Origin of the sequence: Dyella acidiphila, assembly GCF_014863405.1 — a bacterium.
GTDB lineage: Bacteria > Pseudomonadota > Gammaproteobacteria > Xanthomonadales > Rhodanobacteraceae > Dyella_B > Dyella_B acidiphila.
In genome coordinates this window covers 42,691-58,357 of record NZ_JACZZA010000012.1, presented here as the reverse complement: position 1 = coordinate 58,357, position 15,667 = coordinate 42,691, and the positions used below count along the sequence as shown (strand labels likewise).

19 protein-coding genes are annotated in these 15,667 nt (G+C 64.9%); 8 read left to right on the top strand and 11 right to left on the bottom strand.

The genetic code is table 11. The features are described 5' to 3' along the window. Positions 1-114: 114 nt before the first annotated feature. From rpmH to mnmE, 4 genes are all read left to right on the top strand, one after another. Positions 115-249, top strand: coding sequence for a 50S ribosomal protein L34 (gene rpmH / locus IGX34_RS17125; protein WP_007510029.1), 135 nt, complete (start codon positions 115-117; stop codon positions 247-249). 11 nt (positions 250-260) lie between these two features. Next, on the top strand, positions 261-641 hold the full coding sequence (gene rnpA, locus IGX34_RS17120) for a ribonuclease P protein component (protein WP_192556954.1): 381 nt from the start codon (positions 261-263) through the stop codon (positions 639-641). Between the two features lie 61 nt (positions 642-702). Next, entirely contained in the window at positions 703-2,388 is a 1,686-nt protein-coding gene (gene yidC / locus IGX34_RS17115; RefSeq protein WP_192556953.1) for a membrane protein insertase YidC, read from the top strand. Positions 2,389-2,442: 54 nt separating this feature from the next. Then, the gene (mnmE, locus tag IGX34_RS17110; protein ID WP_192556952.1) at positions 2,443-3,795 is read left to right on the top strand and encodes a tRNA uridine-5-carboxymethylaminomethyl(34) synthesis GTPase MnmE; all 1,353 of its coding nucleotides are present in this window, start codon (positions 2,443-2,445) and stop codon (positions 3,793-3,795) included. On the opposite strand, the gene rbsK is transcribed toward mnmE, so the two are convergent. After that, positions 3,796-4,692: a ribokinase gene (gene rbsK, locus IGX34_RS17105; protein ID WP_192556951.1), complete on the bottom strand. Its 897-nt coding sequence runs from the start codon at positions 4,690-4,692 to the stop codon at positions 3,796-3,798. 115 nt (positions 4,693-4,807) lie between these two features. Then, positions 4,808-5,251 carry a hypothetical protein gene (locus tag IGX34_RS17100; protein WP_192556950.1) on the bottom strand — a complete coding sequence of 148 codons (444 nt, stop codon included), beginning with the start codon at positions 5,249-5,251 and terminating at the stop codon, positions 4,808-4,810. Positions 5,252-5,421: 170 nt separating this feature from the next. Here IGX34_RS17100 and IGX34_RS17095 point away from each other — a divergent pair, with 170 nt between their 5' ends. Next, positions 5,422-6,108 (top strand): glutathione binding-like protein, encoded by a 687-nt coding sequence (locus IGX34_RS17095; protein ID WP_192556949.1) that lies wholly within the window; start codon positions 5,422-5,424, stop codon positions 6,106-6,108. Between the two features lie 122 nt (positions 6,109-6,230). Here IGX34_RS17095 and IGX34_RS17090 read toward each other — a convergent pair whose 3' ends face one another. The 8 genes from IGX34_RS17090 to lptM all read right to left on the bottom strand — a co-directional run bounded on the left by IGX34_RS17090 (position 6,231) and on the right by lptM (position 12,088). Beyond that, a complete protein-coding gene (locus IGX34_RS17090; protein ID WP_192556948.1) occupies positions 6,231-6,845 on the bottom strand; it encodes a hypothetical protein in 615 nt (204 codons plus the stop codon). Positions 6,846-6,955: 110 nt separating this feature from the next. Then, on the bottom strand, positions 6,956-8,296 hold the full coding sequence (gene hslU / locus IGX34_RS17085) for an ATP-dependent protease ATPase subunit HslU (RefSeq protein WP_192556947.1): 1,341 nt from the start codon (positions 8,294-8,296) through the stop codon (positions 6,956-6,958). Between the two features lie 78 nt (positions 8,297-8,374). Beyond that, on the bottom strand, positions 8,375-8,908 hold the full coding sequence (hslV, locus tag IGX34_RS17080) for an ATP-dependent protease subunit HslV (RefSeq protein WP_192556946.1): 534 nt from the start codon (positions 8,906-8,908) through the stop codon (positions 8,375-8,377). 107 nt (positions 8,909-9,015) lie between these two features. Next, positions 9,016-9,366, bottom strand: a complete 351-nt coding sequence (locus tag IGX34_RS17075; RefSeq protein ID WP_192556945.1) for a GlpM family protein — start codon at positions 9,364-9,366, stop codon at positions 9,016-9,018. After that, positions 9,366-10,256: a tyrosine recombinase XerC gene (locus tag IGX34_RS17070; protein ID WP_338015499.1), complete on the bottom strand. Its 891-nt coding sequence runs from the start codon at positions 10,254-10,256 to the stop codon at positions 9,366-9,368. Before IGX34_RS17070 ends, IGX34_RS17075 begins: the two co-directional genes overlap by 1 nt. A gap of 8 nt (positions 10,257-10,264) precedes the next feature. Continuing rightward, on the bottom strand, positions 10,265-10,948 hold the full coding sequence (locus tag IGX34_RS17065; RefSeq protein WP_192556944.1) for a DUF484 family protein: 684 nt from the start codon (positions 10,946-10,948) through the stop codon (positions 10,265-10,267). 83 nt (positions 10,949-11,031) lie between these two features. Beyond that, positions 11,032-11,868, bottom strand: coding sequence for a diaminopimelate epimerase (dapF, locus tag IGX34_RS17060; protein WP_192556943.1), 837 nt, complete (start codon positions 11,866-11,868; stop codon positions 11,032-11,034). Between the two features lie 13 nt (positions 11,869-11,881). Beyond that, complete coding sequence (lptM, locus tag IGX34_RS17055; protein WP_192556942.1) at positions 11,882-12,088, bottom strand: LPS translocon maturation chaperone LptM; 207 nt, start codon at positions 12,086-12,088, stop codon at positions 11,882-11,884. Positions 12,089-12,203: 115 nt separating this feature from the next. Here lptM and IGX34_RS17050 point away from each other — a divergent pair, with 115 nt between their 5' ends. Both IGX34_RS17050 and IGX34_RS17045 read left to right on the top strand, forming a co-directional pair. Then, positions 12,204-12,893, top strand: coding sequence for a hypothetical protein (locus IGX34_RS17050; RefSeq protein WP_192556941.1), 690 nt, complete (start codon positions 12,204-12,206; stop codon positions 12,891-12,893). A 92-nt stretch (positions 12,894-12,985) separates the two neighbouring features. After that, on the top strand, positions 12,986-13,261 hold the full coding sequence (locus IGX34_RS17045; protein ID WP_192556940.1) for a hypothetical protein: 276 nt from the start codon (positions 12,986-12,988) through the stop codon (positions 13,259-13,261). 44 nt (positions 13,262-13,305) lie between these two features. Here IGX34_RS17045 and IGX34_RS17040 read toward each other — a convergent pair whose 3' ends face one another. Further along, a complete protein-coding gene (locus IGX34_RS17040; RefSeq protein ID WP_192556939.1) occupies positions 13,306-13,782 on the bottom strand; it encodes a GNAT family N-acetyltransferase in 477 nt (158 codons plus the stop codon). A gap of 251 nt (positions 13,783-14,033) precedes the next feature. Between IGX34_RS17040 and IGX34_RS17035 the strand changes: the two genes are divergently transcribed. After that, positions 14,034-15,521, top strand: a complete 1,488-nt coding sequence (locus IGX34_RS17035) for a RimK family protein (protein ID WP_192556938.1) — start codon at positions 14,034-14,036, stop codon at positions 15,519-15,521. The last annotated feature ends 146 nt before the right edge of the window (positions 15,522-15,667 follow it).

Below are 15,667 nucleotides of genomic sequence, written 5' to 3'. Positions count from 1 at the left end.
CAACAACTATCCACACGGATATCCACAAGCTGTTGTCAAGCATGCATTTGACAGGTGGCCCGTTCGTTCCGCATAATTTCCAACCTTTTTCACCCATTCATTTAGGAGGAAGCCATGAAGCGGACCTTCCAGCCCAGCAAGCTCAAGCGCGCCCGCACGCACGGCTTTCGTGCCCGCATGGCCACGGCCGACGGTCGCAAGGTGCTCAATGCACGTCGCGCCAAGGGCCGTAAGCGCCTGATCCCGTAAGCATTACGCGGATGACTGCCGCCGGCCTGCCGCGCGAGGCGCGGATTCGCCGAGCCGGTGACTTCGCCGTCATGCGTCAAGCCAGCGGTCGCCTCGGCGGCCGCTGTTTTTCTGTGCGTTATCGCCAGAACGAACTGGGACATGCCCGGCTTGGCCTGGCGGTGTCCAAGCGCGTGTCCAAGCGGGCGGTGGAGCGCAACCGGATCAAGCGCCTGCTGCGTGAGTCGTTTCGACGCAGCCGCCTGAAGCTGCCGCCACTCGATCTGGTGGTAATGGCGCGCGAACAGGCTGCCGGCGTGCCCGGGCCGGCCCTGCTGGCCGAGATCGACGCCCTGTGGCGCAAGTTGCCGCCGTTGAAGCGCGCTGGCGACACCTCCACAATCGCGGGCTGACCTCCTATTCCTTGACTTCAGTGGCCCGCTGAAGCGGCGCCTAAAACCGGATCGCAACGCGATGAATCAAACGCGCACCTTGCTCATGTTCGCCCTGCTGGCCGTGTGCTACATGCTCTGGCAGGCCTGGGAACAGGATTACGGCCCCCATCCGTTGAACGAGACGGCTACGGCTTCGTCGTCCACGGCAGCTGGCGGCAACGCCACGCCCGGGGCCGCGCCGGCGATTGCGAGCGGTTCGGCCGATGGCGCCGCTACCGCCCAGCTGGTCACCGTAAGCACCGATGTGCTGCGCCTCACCATCGACACCCGCGGCGGCAGCGTCGTGCGCTCGGAACTGCTGAAGTACCCGGTTGCGCCGCGTACCAAGAAAGATCCCGATCCCGCGCCGATCCGCCTGCTCGACGACGGCAGCAATGACTATTTCGCCGCACAGAGCGGCCTGGTCAGTGCCGATGGCGCCGCGCCCGATCACCGCGCCGTGTTCCAGTCCGCGCAGACCAGCTACACGCTGGCCGACGGCCAGGACGCACTGAATGTGGACCTGACCTGGACCGATCCTTCCGGCGTCAAAGTGGTGAAGCGCTACACCCTGCATCGCGGCAGCTACGTGATCGACCTGGATCAGCAGATCGACAACGGCAGCAGCAAGACCTGGGACGGCAACGCTTACCGCCAGCTGCAGCGTGTGGATCGCCCGGCGCCTGTCTACAGCAACTTCCTGCAGCGCATCTCCGATCAGTCGCGCTTCGGCTTCTTCGGCGCCGCGTGGTACAGCCCGGAGCAGAAATTCAACAAGCTGGCGTTCGACAAATTCGAGAAAGAACCGCTGCAGAACCAGGCCACCGGTGGCTGGGTAGCGATGATGCAGCAGTACTTCCTGGGCGCATGGATTCCGCCGGCGAAGGAAGCCGATAGCTTCTCGTCCACCGTCGTCAATGAGCCGGGCAGCGCAGCGCATTACGTGATCCGCAGCGTCGGGCCGCAGATCAGCGTGGCCGCGGGCCAGCAGGCCAGCAGCACGGCGCAGCTGTATCTGGGGCCGAAACTGCCCGACCAGCTGCAGACCATTGCCCCGGGCCTGGAACTCACCATCGACTACGGCATGCTCAAGATCTTTGCCGAGCCGCTGCACTGGGTGCTGGCCCAGCTCGACAAGCTCACCGGCAACTGGGGTGTGTCGATCATCCTGCTGGTGCTGCTGATCAACATCGTCACCTTCAAGTTCACCAATGCGCAGTTCGAATCCGCGGCCAAGATGCGCAAGCTCAAGCCGCGCATGGATGCGCTGAAGGAACGCTACGGCGACGATCGCCAGAAGACGCAGCAGGCGATGATGGAGCTGTACAAGAAGGAAAAGGTGAATCCTGCCGCCGGCTGCCTGCCGCTGGTGATCACCATTCCGATCTTCTACGGCCTGTACTACGTGCTGCGCGATAGCGTGGAGCTGCGCCAGGCGCCGTTCTTCGGCTGGATCCACGATCTGTCCGCCGCCGATCCGTTCTTCGTGCTGCCGGTGCTGTACACCGTCGTGATGCTGGTGCAGCAGTGGATGATGCCGACCACCGCCGGCATGGATCCGGCCCAGCAGAAGATGATGAAGTTCATGCCGCTGATGTTCGCGGTGATCTTCCTGTTCTTCCCGTCGGGCCTGGTGCTTTACTACGTGGTCAACGGCCTGTGCCGACTGCTGCAACAGTGGTGGGTCACGCGACGCAGCGAAGCGGCGCCGGCCAAGGCAGCCTGATCTTCTACGCGCGGGCGGCCAGTTGGCCGCCCGCCGCGGTTATGCTGATCGCCCATGACCGCCGACCCACACCTGCAAGACACCATTGCCGCCATCGCCAGCGCACCTGGCGCTGCCGGCGTGGGTGTAGTGCGTGTCTCCGGACCGCAGGTGCCGGCCATCGGACAGGTGCTGCTCGGCAAAACACCGACGCCGCGTCACGCACACTTTGCGGCTTTCCACGATGCAGCAGATGCACTGATCGATCGCGGCCTGCTGTTGTACTTCCCTGCCCCGGCCTCCTATACCGGCGAGCATGTACTCGAATTGCAAGGCCATGGCAGCAACGTGCTGCTCGATGCCTTGCTGCGCCGCTGTTGCGAACTCGGCGCGCGCCTCGCGCGCCCGGGCGAATTCACCGAGCGCGCTTTTCTCAACGGCAAGCTCGACCTGGCGCAAGCGGAAGCGGTAGCCGATCTGATCGCGGCGCGTTCGCAAGCCGGCGCACGCGCTGCGCTGCAATCGATGGAAGGCGTGTTCTCGCGCAAGGTCGACGCGCTGCTGCAAGCCTTGATCATCCTGCGTGTGCATATCGAAGCGGCGATTGATTTCCCCGAAGAAGAAATCGATTTCCTGGCCGATCCGGCCATCACGGCGCAGCTCGACGCCTTGCGCACCCAGCTGGCCGATCTGCTGGTGGAAGCACGCCGCGGCGTGCGGCTCAATGACGGCTTGCGCGTCGCCATCGTCGGTCGACCCAATGCCGGCAAATCCAGTTTGCTCAACGCACTGGCTGGCAGCGAACGCGCCATCGTCACCGATATCGCCGGCACCACGCGCGATGTATTGCGCGAAAGCATCAACCTCGACGGCGTGGTGCTGGAACTGGCCGATACCGCCGGCCTCCGCGATACCCACGATCCGGTGGAGCGCGAAGGTGTGCGTCGCGCGCATGGCGAACGCGAACGCGCCGACGTGGTGGTGCTTGTCACCGATGCGCAGCACGCACCAGCCGATCTGGCCTGGCTGCACGATCTTCCAGCAGCTGTCGAACGCATCGTCGTGATCAACAAGATCGACCTCGATGCCGAAACCGCACGGACCGAACGGCGCGACGACGCGAATTGGCAGTGGCTATCGGTGAAGACCGGCGCCGGCCTGGAAACACTGCGCGAATATCTCAGGCAGCTGGCCGGCGCGAGCAGCGGCGAAGGTGCCTTCAGTGCACGCCGCCGTCATGTCCTGGCGCTGGAACGCGTGGCCGATCAGCTTGCACATACCGCGCATGTATTGGCCCATACGCGCGCCGGCGAACTGGCGGCGGAAGAGCTGCGCCAGGCGCAGCACGCGCTGGGTGAAATCACCGGCACCTACACCAGTGACGATTTGCTCGGCGCAATTTTCAGCTCGTTCTGCATCGGCAAGTAATCAGGCACGCTGCCGTGCCAGCAGCGCCTCGACTTCTGCCGGATGCGGCATGCCGCCACGCGCGCCCAGGCGGGTAACGGAGAGTGCCGCGGCGGCGCACGCCTTGCGTACTGCGATCGGCAAACCTTCATGCAGGAATACCGCGAGCGCGGCGTTGAAGGTGTCACCGGCGCCGGTGCTGTCCACCGCTTCCACCGCAAAGCCGGCCTGATGTTGCGGTTCGCCTTCTTCGCGAAACCACGCGCCTTCGGCGCCGTGCGTAAGCACCACGGGGCACGGTGCGCGGCGCATCAGATTGCGAAAATCTTCGGTCGGATCCGCACCGAGCAGGATGGCGAGTTCGTGCTGGTTGGGAGTGATGTAGCGCGCGAGTTTCAGCCACGCTTCCGGTAAGCGCTGCGCAGGTGCGGGATTGAGGATGACCGGTACGCGCTGCCGATGCGCCGTGCGCAAGGTGGCTTCGACCGTTTCCAGCGGAATTTCCATTTGCACCAGCACCGCATCGGCGCTGGCGATCAGGCTTTGCGCAGCGGCCACGTGAGCGGGCGTGAGGCGTGCATTGGCGCCGGGCACCACGATGATCTGATTCTCGCCACCGGCGACCGTAATCGAGGCCGTGCCGCTGCCGCAGTGCTCGATATGCGCCACCTGCGCGATGTCGATACCTTCCGCAGCCAGCGCATCGCATAGCGGCTGCGCAAAATCGTCGTCGCCGACGGCGCCCACCATATGCACCTCGGCGCCCAGTCGCGCTGCCGCCACCGCCTGGTTGCCGCCCTTGCCGCCATGCACGGAGAGAAAGCGCTCGCCGAGCAGGGTTTCGCCAGGACCTGGAAAACGCTGTGCCAGCGTGACCAGGTCCATATTGATGCTGCCGACGACGACCAGACGTGTCATGTGCGCTCTCTAGCGGTGTTTATCCGCAGAGCGTAAAACCATCGGCACGCACGCGATAGATAGCGCGTGCCGGCAACCTGCCGGCACGCGTGCGAGCACTACCGCCAACGCCGGATCAATGACCGCCGTCGTTGCCCGAACCGCCCGACTCACCGCCGTTGTGCATGCGTTGCATCATCTGCTGCTTCATGGCGGTGTACTGGGTTTGCTGCGCCGGCGTAAGCACGGCGTTGATCTGCGTATCGGAATCCTGGCGGATCGAGCGCATCTTGGCGCGGCGGTCCTGCTGCGACAGCGAGCTGTCGCCGCGTACCGTACTCATCTGCTGCTGCTGGTTTTGCAGGATGGTGGTGATCTTGCTGGACTGATCGTCGCTCAGGCCCAGGCGCTTGGTCAGCCTGGCCGCCTGCTTCTGCGGATCGGGTGCGGCATGTTGTGGCGCGGAGGCCTGGGTGCTGTTGCCGGCCGGCGCGCTGTCTTGCGCGAATGCGGCCGGCGCGAGGCTGGCAGCGCCCAGCGCGAAGGCGAGCAGGGCGAAACGTGAGCCAAACGTGTTCATGCGATATCTCCGGGGTCAGTAGGCGCGCCGAAAGCCGGCAGTTTGAAAACGATGCACGCGGCGACACGTTTACCGCAGGCCGCCGGCAGCGCATTCCGCAAGTTCGTGCCGGGCTTGAAAGCTGCCGCGCCGGCCCCGACGGTCTGGGTTTCCGCCCTCGGAGCCGCATCATGATCGAGCTGCACTACTGGCCAACGCCGAATGGCCACAAGATCACCTTGTTCCTGGAGGAGACCGGCCTGCCCTACGTCATCAAGCCGGTGAACATCGGCAAGGGCGAGCAATTCGAGCCTGCCTATTTGAAGATCTCACCCAATAACCGCATGCCGGCCATCGTGGATACGGCACCGACGGATGGCGGTGCATCGATCAGCGTGTTCGAATCAGGCGCCATCCTGCAGTATCTGGCCGAAAAGACCGGTCGCTTTCTGCCGGCCGATGTGCGCGGGCGTACCACGGTGATGGAATGGCTGTTCTGGCAGGTGGGCGGGCTGGGTCCGATGCTGGGCCAGAACCATCATTTCAACCGCTACGCGCCGGAGAAAATTCCCTACGCGATCGACCGCTACCTGCGCGAAACGAAGCGCCTCTACGGTGTGCTCGATCAACGTCTGCAGGGACGCGATTTCATCGCCGGCACGGAGTACAGCATCGCCGACATGGCGGCTTATCCGTGGACGGTGTCGCACGAAAACCAGGGCATCGATCTGGCCGATTATCCGCAGGTGCAGCGCTGGTTTGCGCAGATCCGCGAGCGCGCGGCCACCCAGCGTGCCTATGCGATTGCGGACACCGTCGAAGGTCGGGTGGATATCAGCAAAGACGACGAAGCGCGGCACCATTTGTTTGGACGGTGATGCATCGTCCGTTCCCCACCGCTATTTCATAGACCGGAAAGACGGTGCAGTGGGTTGAGTGATTGCGCGAGGCCAAGTCGCAAAAAGAAACCCGCCGGTGGCGGGTTTCTTCAGCTGATGCATCAATGTGCCCGGCCAACGCCGGAATCGCCCTGCACCAGCGGCGGCGGTGCGCCGGCCACGGCGAGCAGGGATTGCGCGTAGCCGTCTTCCATCGTCACCGTCGACACTTCGTCCCAGGAGAAGAACGAAGGCTCGCTCAGCCATTCCGCATCCGGTGTGATTTCCTGCAGGTTGAAGCCGTCTTCCTCCACGCTGACCAACTGGCCGATGTAGCAGACTTCGGATTCGTCCTCGCTGTCCACGTGTACGCCGATCACCGACGCCATGGCGCTGGCGGCCTGCACCACGTCGCGAATGGTGTCCAGCGGGAAGCTGCGCGGCAGGCGCGGCACCAGGTTCTTCAGCACCAGCGCCTTCTCCATGAAGTTACTGTGCTTGTCGGGTGTTTCCAGCTCGGTGATGTCGCGATGGCGCATCACATACATGCCGTCGTAGGTGACGCCGTCACCTACCACCCACAGCAGGAAAAATTCCCGGCCCACACTGCCTACATAACCGCAGAAGCTGCCGTGTTCGAGGTCGCCGCGCCATAGACGTACCAGCTGCTGCTTCTGTTGCGCTTCGCGGAGCTGCGCACGCTGGCCGGTGGTCTTGAGTTCAATAATCGTGCCCATGAGCGCCATTTTATCAGAGGGGGTCGGACCGCTTGTTTACAGCCCGCTAAGTACCCGCGTTTCGAATTTTTTCCCTTTTATAACAAGGATTTGAGAGGACGCCCCCAGCGCTACAGGATGTAGCGGCTGAGATCCTCGTCCTTGATCAGGCTGCCCAGGTTTTTGTCCACATATTCGGCACTGATCTGGTAGTTTTCGCCGGATTTGTCCGCAGCTTCGTAGGAGATCTTCTCCAGCAGGCGCTCCATCACGGTGTGCAGGCGGCGGGCGCCGATGTTCTCGGTGCGCTCGTTGACCTGGAAGGCCACCTCGGCCAGCCGGTCGATGCCGGAGTCTTCGAAGGTCAGGCGCACGCCCTCGGTGCCCAGCAGCGCCTCGTATTGCTTGGTCAGCGCGTTGTGCGGCTCGCGCAGGATGCGCTTGAAGTCCTCCACCGACAGCGCGGACAACTCCACGCGGATCGGCAGGCGGCCCTGCAATTCAGGAATCAGGTCCGACGGGCGCGCCAGCGAGAACGCGCCGGAGGCGATGAACAGCATGTGGTCGGTCTTGATCGGACCGTACTTGGTGGACACGGTGGAGCCTTCCACCAGCGGCAGCAGGTCGCGCTGCACGCCTTCGCGGCTGACGCCGGCACCGCCCCATTCGGAACGCTGCGCGACCTTGTCGATCTCGTCGATGAACACGATGCCGTTCTGCTCGGCCGCTTCCATCGCCTGCGCGCGGATTTCCTCGTCGTTGAGCAGGCGCGCCGCCTCTTCCTCGATCAGCAGCGGCCGCGCGGCCTTGATCGCCAGCTTGCGCTTCTGCGTCTTGCCGCCGCCGAGGTTCTGGAACATCTGGCGCAGCTGCTGGCCCATTTCCTCCATGCCGGGCGGCGACATGATTTCCACGCCGACATTCATGCTCACTTCCAGCTCGATCTCGCGATCTTCCAGCGCACCTTCGCGCAGCTGCTTGCGCAGCTTCTGGCGCGTTTCGGTTTCGATCGCCGAGGCCGGCGCCACATCGTGGCTCCAATCGCTCGGCGCCTGGCGGCGCGGCAGCAGCGCATCGAGCATGCGGTCTTCGGCGCGGTCCTCGGCCTGAGTGCGTACGCGCTTCATCGCCTGCTCGCGGGTGAGCTTGTAGGCGACATCGGCCAGGTCGCGCACGATCGATTCCACATCTTTGCCGACGTAGCCCACCTCGGTGAACTTGGTGGCTTCCACCTTGACGAACGGCGCATTGGCCAGCGTGGCCAGGCGGCGCGCGATTTCGGTCTTGCCCACGCCGGTGGGACCGATCATCAGGATGTTCTTCGGCGTCACTTCTTCGCGCAGCGTCGGATCGAGCTGCATGCGCCGCCAGCGGTTGCGCAGCGCAATGGCTACGGCGCGCTTGGCGTCATGCTGGCCGATGATGTAGCGGTCGAGTTCGTTGACGATTTCGCGGGGAGTGAGTTCGGACATGATGTTTAAACCCAGGGAGCGGGGAACAGGGAACCTGAGGATGCGGCCGCGGGCATGGGGCTCGTTGCCGGCTTTTGCTCAGAGCTCTTCGATCGTGGTGTTGTGATTGGTATAGATGCAGATGTCGCCGGCGATCTTCAGTGAGCGCTCGACGATCGCACGCGCATCCAGCTCGGTGTTTTCCATCAGCGCCAGCGCGGCGGACTGTGCATACGGACCACCGGAGCCGATCGCGATCAAGCCGTGCTCGGGCTCGAGCACGTCGCCGTTGCCGGAGATCAGCAGCGAGGCTTCCTTGTCGGCCACCGCCAGCATTGCTTCCAGGCGACCCAGCCGGCGGTCGGTGCGCCATTCCTTGGCCATTTCCACCGCGGCGCGGGTGAGGTTGGCGCTGTGCTTGTCCAGTTTCTGCTCGAACAGCTCGAACAGCGTGAAGGCGTCCGCGGTGGCACCGGCAAAGCCGGCGAGTACGTCGTTCTTGCCGAGGCGGCGGATCTTGCGGGCGTTGGCTTTCATCACCGTATTGCCCAGCGTGACCTGCCCGTCGCCGCCGATCACGACGCGCCCATGGCGGCGGACCGAGATGATGGTGGTGGCGTGGAACGATTCCATGCAGATCTCCGAAAAAAGGCTTAGCCCGCAAACGTGGGGCCGGCGGGGGCGTTTCCAAGCCGTGGGGGGATGCGCGGAACCGGGCGCCGCGGCCCGGGCGAGCGGCCTCAGCGCCGCTGCCACCACAGCACGGCAGCGGCCGCCGCCAGGCACCACACCAGCAAGGCGGCCAAGAGTGCCGGCAGCAGGCGCAAGCGGTCTATCAGACAATACAGACTGATCAGGTAGGCCAAGTACGGCACCACGGCCCACATGCCGAATAGCAGGGTTGCCTTGAGATCGGCCACGCCGCGCTCGCTGCCGACGATGTAGTGCGCCATCAGCGCAAAAGTCGGAAACAAGGGCAACAGCCCGGCGATGTAATAGTTGCGCGTGCGGGCAAGCACGCCGATCAACAACACCATCAACGCGCCAATCAGGGCCTTGATCAGCAGGTTGAACGTGGCGCTGGAAAGCATCAGGAACCTTTGCGCCGCGCGCGCGGGTGCGCGGCGTCGTAGACCTTGGCCAGGTGCTGGAAATCCAGATGCGTATAGATCTGCGTGGTGGCGATATCGGCGTGGCCGAGCAGTTCCTGCACCGCGCGCAGATCGCCGGAAGACTCCAGCATGTGGCTGGCGAAGGTATGCCGCAGCAAATGCGGATGCACGCGCTTGGCGAAACCCTGCCGCAGTGCCAGCGTCTTCATGCGTGCCTGCACCGTGCGCGGACTGATCGGCGCACCGTTGCGCCCGCGAAATACCGGGCTATCGGGCTCGCGTCCTTCCGCCTCGCCCAGCGCGCGCAGTGCGCTCACCGCCTGACGGCCGACCGGCACGATGCGTGTCTTGCGTCCCTTGCCGAGCACGCGTACTTCGCCCGCCTCCAGGTCCAGATCCAGCCAGCACAGGCCGGTCAATTCGGACAGGCGCAGGCCGGAGGAATAGAACAGTTCCAGCATGGCGCGATCGCGTACATGGAGTGCGTCGCCACCCTCGCCTTCCACCAGTACCGTGGCTTCATCCACATCCAGCACTTCGGGCAGTTTGCGATGCACCTTGGGGCCGCGCACGCCGGCCAGCGGATCGTGTACGAGCAGGCCTTCGCGGGTCAGCTGGCGGAACAGGCTGCGGCAGGAAGAAAGCAGCCGCTGCAGGCTTTTCGGCGACAAGCCGGCGCGGTGTTCGGCCGCGACGAAGCCGCGCATGCGATTGGGCACCAGCGCGTCGAACGAACTGAGCTGCTGCGTCTGCATGTAGCGCACCAGCTTGCCCAGGTCGCGGCGGTAACCGTCGAGGGTATGCGGCGACGCCTTGCGTTCGCTGGCCAGGCGCGTCAGCCACGCATCGATCTGGCCCTGGATATCCACGGCTGCGCTCAGGCACCGTCCATCAGGCGCGCCAGGGCGGCGGTGACGGTGGCGGCGATCATCTTGAGGAACGTGGTGCCCATGCCGGGCTGGAAATGATCCTGGTCATGGCTGCCGATCGCCAGCATGCCCAGCTCGCCCAGCGGCATCACCGCGGCGGAGCGGATCAGCGGCGCCTGCTGGCCGAACAGCCGGTACAGGCGTTCGGCCGAGAGGCGGCCGGAAATCGGTTCGTGATGGGCCAGGAAATCGGCGAACTCAGGCATCCCGGCGCGTCCGGCCGGCTCATGCAGCAGCCAGTCCGCGGGCGGCAGGTTGAGATCGCCGAACAGTACCAGGCGCACCTGATCGGTATCGAAATCTTCCAGCAGGCGGGTCACCACGCTGCGTGCGGCCACTGACGGCGTATTGGCGCGCAACACGGCGACATTGAGCTCGTGCACGCGCTGCATCAGCCGTTCGTTGTCGGCCGCGATGGCGGTGAGTTCGTTGAACTTGCGTTCCAGCTCGGCGTTTTTCTCGCGCAGCGATTGCAGCTGGTAGGCCGCCAGCGACGCCACTGCACCCTGCTCGCGCGGCAGCGTCAGCAGCGAGGCAAGTTCCGGATAGTCGCCGAGAAAGCCGGGATGCTGCCGCAGGTAGGCGGCCACGTCGCTGGCTTTGATCGTTTCATCGAGCAGGGCGTTGGTCATGCGCGAAACCTCGAGCCGGGATATGTGAAGCGCTGGGGCTGGGCCGAGTTTGCGATGGACACGCCGGTACATCAATCACCACGCTACGAATCCAGCCATTCGCCTGCGAAGACGAACGCGGCCGGTCCGGTCATCCACAGCCGTTCGCCGGGGCCGTTCCAATCGATCTGCAGGCTGCCGCCGGGCAGATCCACCTGCACCTGCGCCGCCACCTCGCTACGCTGGCGTAGCACGGCCATGGCCGCGCAGGCCCCGGTGCCGCAGGCCAGGGTCCAGCCCGAGCCGCGTTCGTGCACCTGCAGCTGCACATGGCCCTGACCCAGTTTGCGCACGAAGCCGGTATTGACGCCTGCGGCAAAGCGCGGGTGTGCGGTGATCGCCGGGCCGAGCTGTTCCAGCGCGGCGGCGGCAAGATCGTCGACCACCACCACCGCATGCGGATTGCCCATCGATACGGCGCCGATCTCCAACTGCTGCCCGGCCACGTCCAGCGCATAGCGGCTGGCGAACTGCCCGGCGTCGAACGGAATCCGTGCCGGCTCGAACACCGGCTCGCCCATGTCGACGGTGACGCGCTGCGCATCGAGCACGCGCACCGCCACCGGGCCGGAGGGACTCTGGATCTGCACGGTCTGGCCCAGCGCCAGCGCGCCGGCGCGATGCAACCACGCCGCCACGCAGCGCACGCCGTTGCCGCACTGCCCCGACGGCGAACCGTCGGCATTCCAGATGCCGTAATAGAACGCACTGGCGCCGTCGCGCGCCGGTTCCACGCTGAGCAGCTGGTCGAAGCCGATGCCGGTATGCCGATCGGCCATCGCGCGGATCGTGGCGGCACTCAGGTCGAGCGCAGCGTCGCGGCTGTCGATCACGGCAAAATCATTGCCGCTGCCATGCATCTTGGTAAAGCGCAGTGCCATCGGCGAGGCGGACTCAGCTATCGCCCAGCGGCTTGGTCACCACGCTGCTCGAACTGGCCGGCTGCGCCGCAGTGCTCGCGTGTGCCGGTAGCGGTGCCGGCTTGGGCGCTGGCGCCGCGGCCGGCGTGGGCGGCGGATAGTAAAGCGGGCCTTTGTTGCCGCAGCCGGACATCGCGGCAAAGGCGAGGCAGGCAGGCAGCAGCAGGATCGTTCGGCGCATGGTGCGTTTGTCCTGGGGAAACGAGCGCAGTATAGCCAAGCCGCCCGGATGGCACCGTAGGCGCTTTATCATGCACGCCTGACTACGCACGACATGCGGCTGGCTGGAGTAACCGATGAACTGGAACGAATTGCTGCGCTTGCCCGCCACCATGCTGACGATTCTGGCCGCGGTCGTACTGCTGCTGGCTCTGGTGCAGCTGCTGGCTGCGCGCCAGCACGTGCATCGGCGCCGCCATCTTGCGGCCAGCGGCCACGTACTGCTGATGCTGGTATTGCTGGCGCTGGGCCTGCTGGCCGGCGGCCTGGCCGCGTCGCTGCGCGGCTATCGTTTCCTGAGCGAGGAAATGCCGGTGGTGCAGATCGATGCGCGCATCCTCACGCCGCAGCGCTGGGCTCTGATCCTGAGCTGGCCGGATGGCGCCACGCGCCAGGTGACGCTGGCCGGCGACGACTTCCAGGTCGACGCGATCGTGCTGAAGTGGAAACTGCCGGCGGTGCTCGCCGGCTTCCCGCCGCTGTACCGCCTGGACCGCATTTCCGGCCGCTATGACAACGCGCAGCAGGAAATGACCGCTCAGCGCACCGTGGTCGATTTCAGCCAGGCCGGGCAGGGCGACCTGCTCAACCTCAGGAAGCAATTGCCGAGCTGGCTGCCCGAAGTCGACACCTTGTTCGGCAGCGGCGTATTCCTGCCGCTGGTTGACGGTGGTCACTACAGCGTGAGCCTGATGCGCAGCGGCGCGCTGGTGGCGCGGCCCGATGAGGCCACGCAGCAGCGCATCGGCCAGCCGCTGGGCGGCTGAATCGCAAGAAATCCCGCGTTTTTTCCCGCTGCAGCGGTGCTAGATTGCCGGCACCATCCACCTGCCTGGCAGACCTCGAGGGGAGATCCGCAATGAAACGTTTCGCATCTGTGGCAATGATCGCCGGTGTTGTCCTGATGGCTGGCGCGGCGATCGCGCAGCAGCCGGTTCACGATGTCAGCGGCAAGCGCCATCCGAACCTGGCGCGCGCACAGCATCAGGTCGATGCTGCATACAAGAGCGTCATCGCCGCGCAGCAGGCCAATGAATTCGATCTGGGCGGCCACGCCGCCAAGGCCAAGGAACTGCTGGACCAGGCCAATCAGGAGCTCAAGCAGGCGGCCGAGGTTTCCAACGCCAATCACTGAGCCGGCACATGGCGGAGGGCCTCGCAGGAGGCCCTTTGCCTGAATTACGCCAGGATCTTCTCGTAGCGGTAGGCATCCGAGCCGTCTTCGTAGAAACCCTTCACCAGCGGCCCGAAGCGGTGATAGCCCAGCCGCTCGTACAGGCGCACGGCGGTGTCGTTGTCGGAGCGCACTTCCAGGCGCAGGGCGTGGCAGCGGCGCTGGCGTGCCGCCGCTTCCGCCGCCTCGATCAGTGCAGTGCCCACGCCCTTGCCGCGCGCTTCGGGCAGGCTGGCGATCGAATACAGCCGCGCCACGCGGCTGCCCTTGCGAAAAAACACCAGCGCGGTGCCGAGGAAGCGGCGATGGTTGGCGCTGGCCACCAGCACAAGGGCCGAATCGCTGTCCAGATGACGGCGAAATTGCGCGCGACTCACCCGGTCGCTGTCGAAGGTGGCCTGCTCCAGCGCGACCAGGTCATCGAGATCGGAAAGTTCAGCTCGGCGCACCCGCACGGCGGCGGTTGCTGGCGATGGCGTCATCAGGGGTTCTCGTCGGTGCGCCGATATTCGGGCCGGCGCAGATCACGGTGGGTGGGAGTAAGCGCGGCACTTTAGGGGCGCGCCGGGCAATTTTCCATAGGCCGCTGCATGCGGCGGCGCAGGCCGCTGTTTATTCCTGCTTCATTAGTCACTCTTGTGCGCCCCGCGCTCGTGCATGACACTGCCGCCTTGCGCTGCGCCGCCTCGTTCTTCACGCGACGACGTCTCCCCTGCTGGTCTCCCGAGGTGTCATGACCCGACTCGTCATCGTCGTCGAGAAAGCTTCCGATTGGGGCTCTTACTATCCATCCGTCGACGTGGTCAGCGCGATGGACTACCTGCGCGAACCGGTCGGCGGCGACGACGAGCGCACGCACGTGATCAACCTGTGCCGCAGCTACAAATACCTGGGCACGGGCTATTACGTATCGCTGCTGGCGGAGGCGCGCGGCCATCGCGTGATGCCCTCGGTGCGCACGGTGAACGATCTGCGCCGGCGCTCGCTCTACGGCATCGCCATCGATGACCTCAACGCCAAGCTCACGCACTTCCTGCCGGCGAGCGGCCGCGATACCACCGACTTCGGCATCCTGGTGTATTTCGGCGAAACGGCGCTGCCGGGGCTGCAGGATCTGGCGCGGCAAGTGTTCGAAATGTTTCCCTGCCCGTTGCTGCGCATCGAATTCGAACGCGAGCGCGTCTGGCAGATCGCCTCGGTGAAGCCGGTCGGCCTGCATACGCTGGACGATGCGCAGGAAGACGCCTTCGCCGACGAGCTGGACCGCTTCTCCAAGAAGCTGTGGCGTAAGCCTCGCGCAAGACGCTTGTACCGCTACGACCTGGCCATGCTGGTCGATGCCAACGAGGCGATGCCGCCGTCGAACAAGAAGGCGCTCAAATCGTTTATCAGCGCCGGCAAGGAACTGGGCATCGAAGTCGATCCGATCGGCAAGAACGACTACCAGCGCCTGGCCGAATACGACGGCCTGTTCATCCGCGAAACCACTGCCAGCGACAACCACACCTACAGCTTTGCGCACCGCGCCGAGCGCGAAGGCATGGTGGTGATGGACGACCCCAGCTCGATCCTGCGCTGCACGAACAAGATTTTCCTCAACGACCTGATGGTGTCGCGCAAGCTCGCCGTGCCGCGTACGGAAATTCTCTATCGCGACGACATCAAAGGCCTGAAGGACGTCGCCGCCAAGCTGGGCTATCCGCTGGTGCTGAAGATTCCCGACGGCTCGTTCTCGCGCGGCGTGGTGAAAGTGGAAAGCGAGCAGCAGCTGGAAAAAGCCACCAGCGAGCTGTTCCAGCACAGTGCGCTGCTGCTGGCGCAGGAATACGTCTACACCGAATTCGACTGGCGCATCGGCGTGCTCAACCGCGAGCCGCTGTTCGCCTGCAAGTACTACATGTCGCGCGGCCACTGGCAGATCTACAACCACGGCGCCAGCAAGGGCACCGACAAATCCGGCGGCTTCGAGACCATTCCCACCCGCGATGCGCCGGCCGAAGTGGTGAAGCTGGCGCTGAAGGCCACCAATGCGGTGGGCGACGGCCTGTACGGCGTGGACCTCAAGCAGGTCGGCGACAAGGCGGTGGTGATCGAAGTGAACGACAACCCGTCGATCGACGCCGGGGTGGAAGACAGATACCTGCGCGAAGATCTCTATCGCCGCATCATGCAGGAGTTCCTGCGGCGGATGGAACGCAAGCGGCTGGGCATCAACGCCTGATGGGTTGTTCCGGCCCGCCCTTCCCTGGGCGGGCACGGAGCGATGCGCAATCCTTCGCGCTGCCGCCGGGCAGCGACCACATTCCTTATCAGACCGGCGGACGTCCCAGGGCGCGGCGCTCCGGCCGCACCCGGCTCCACTGCCAA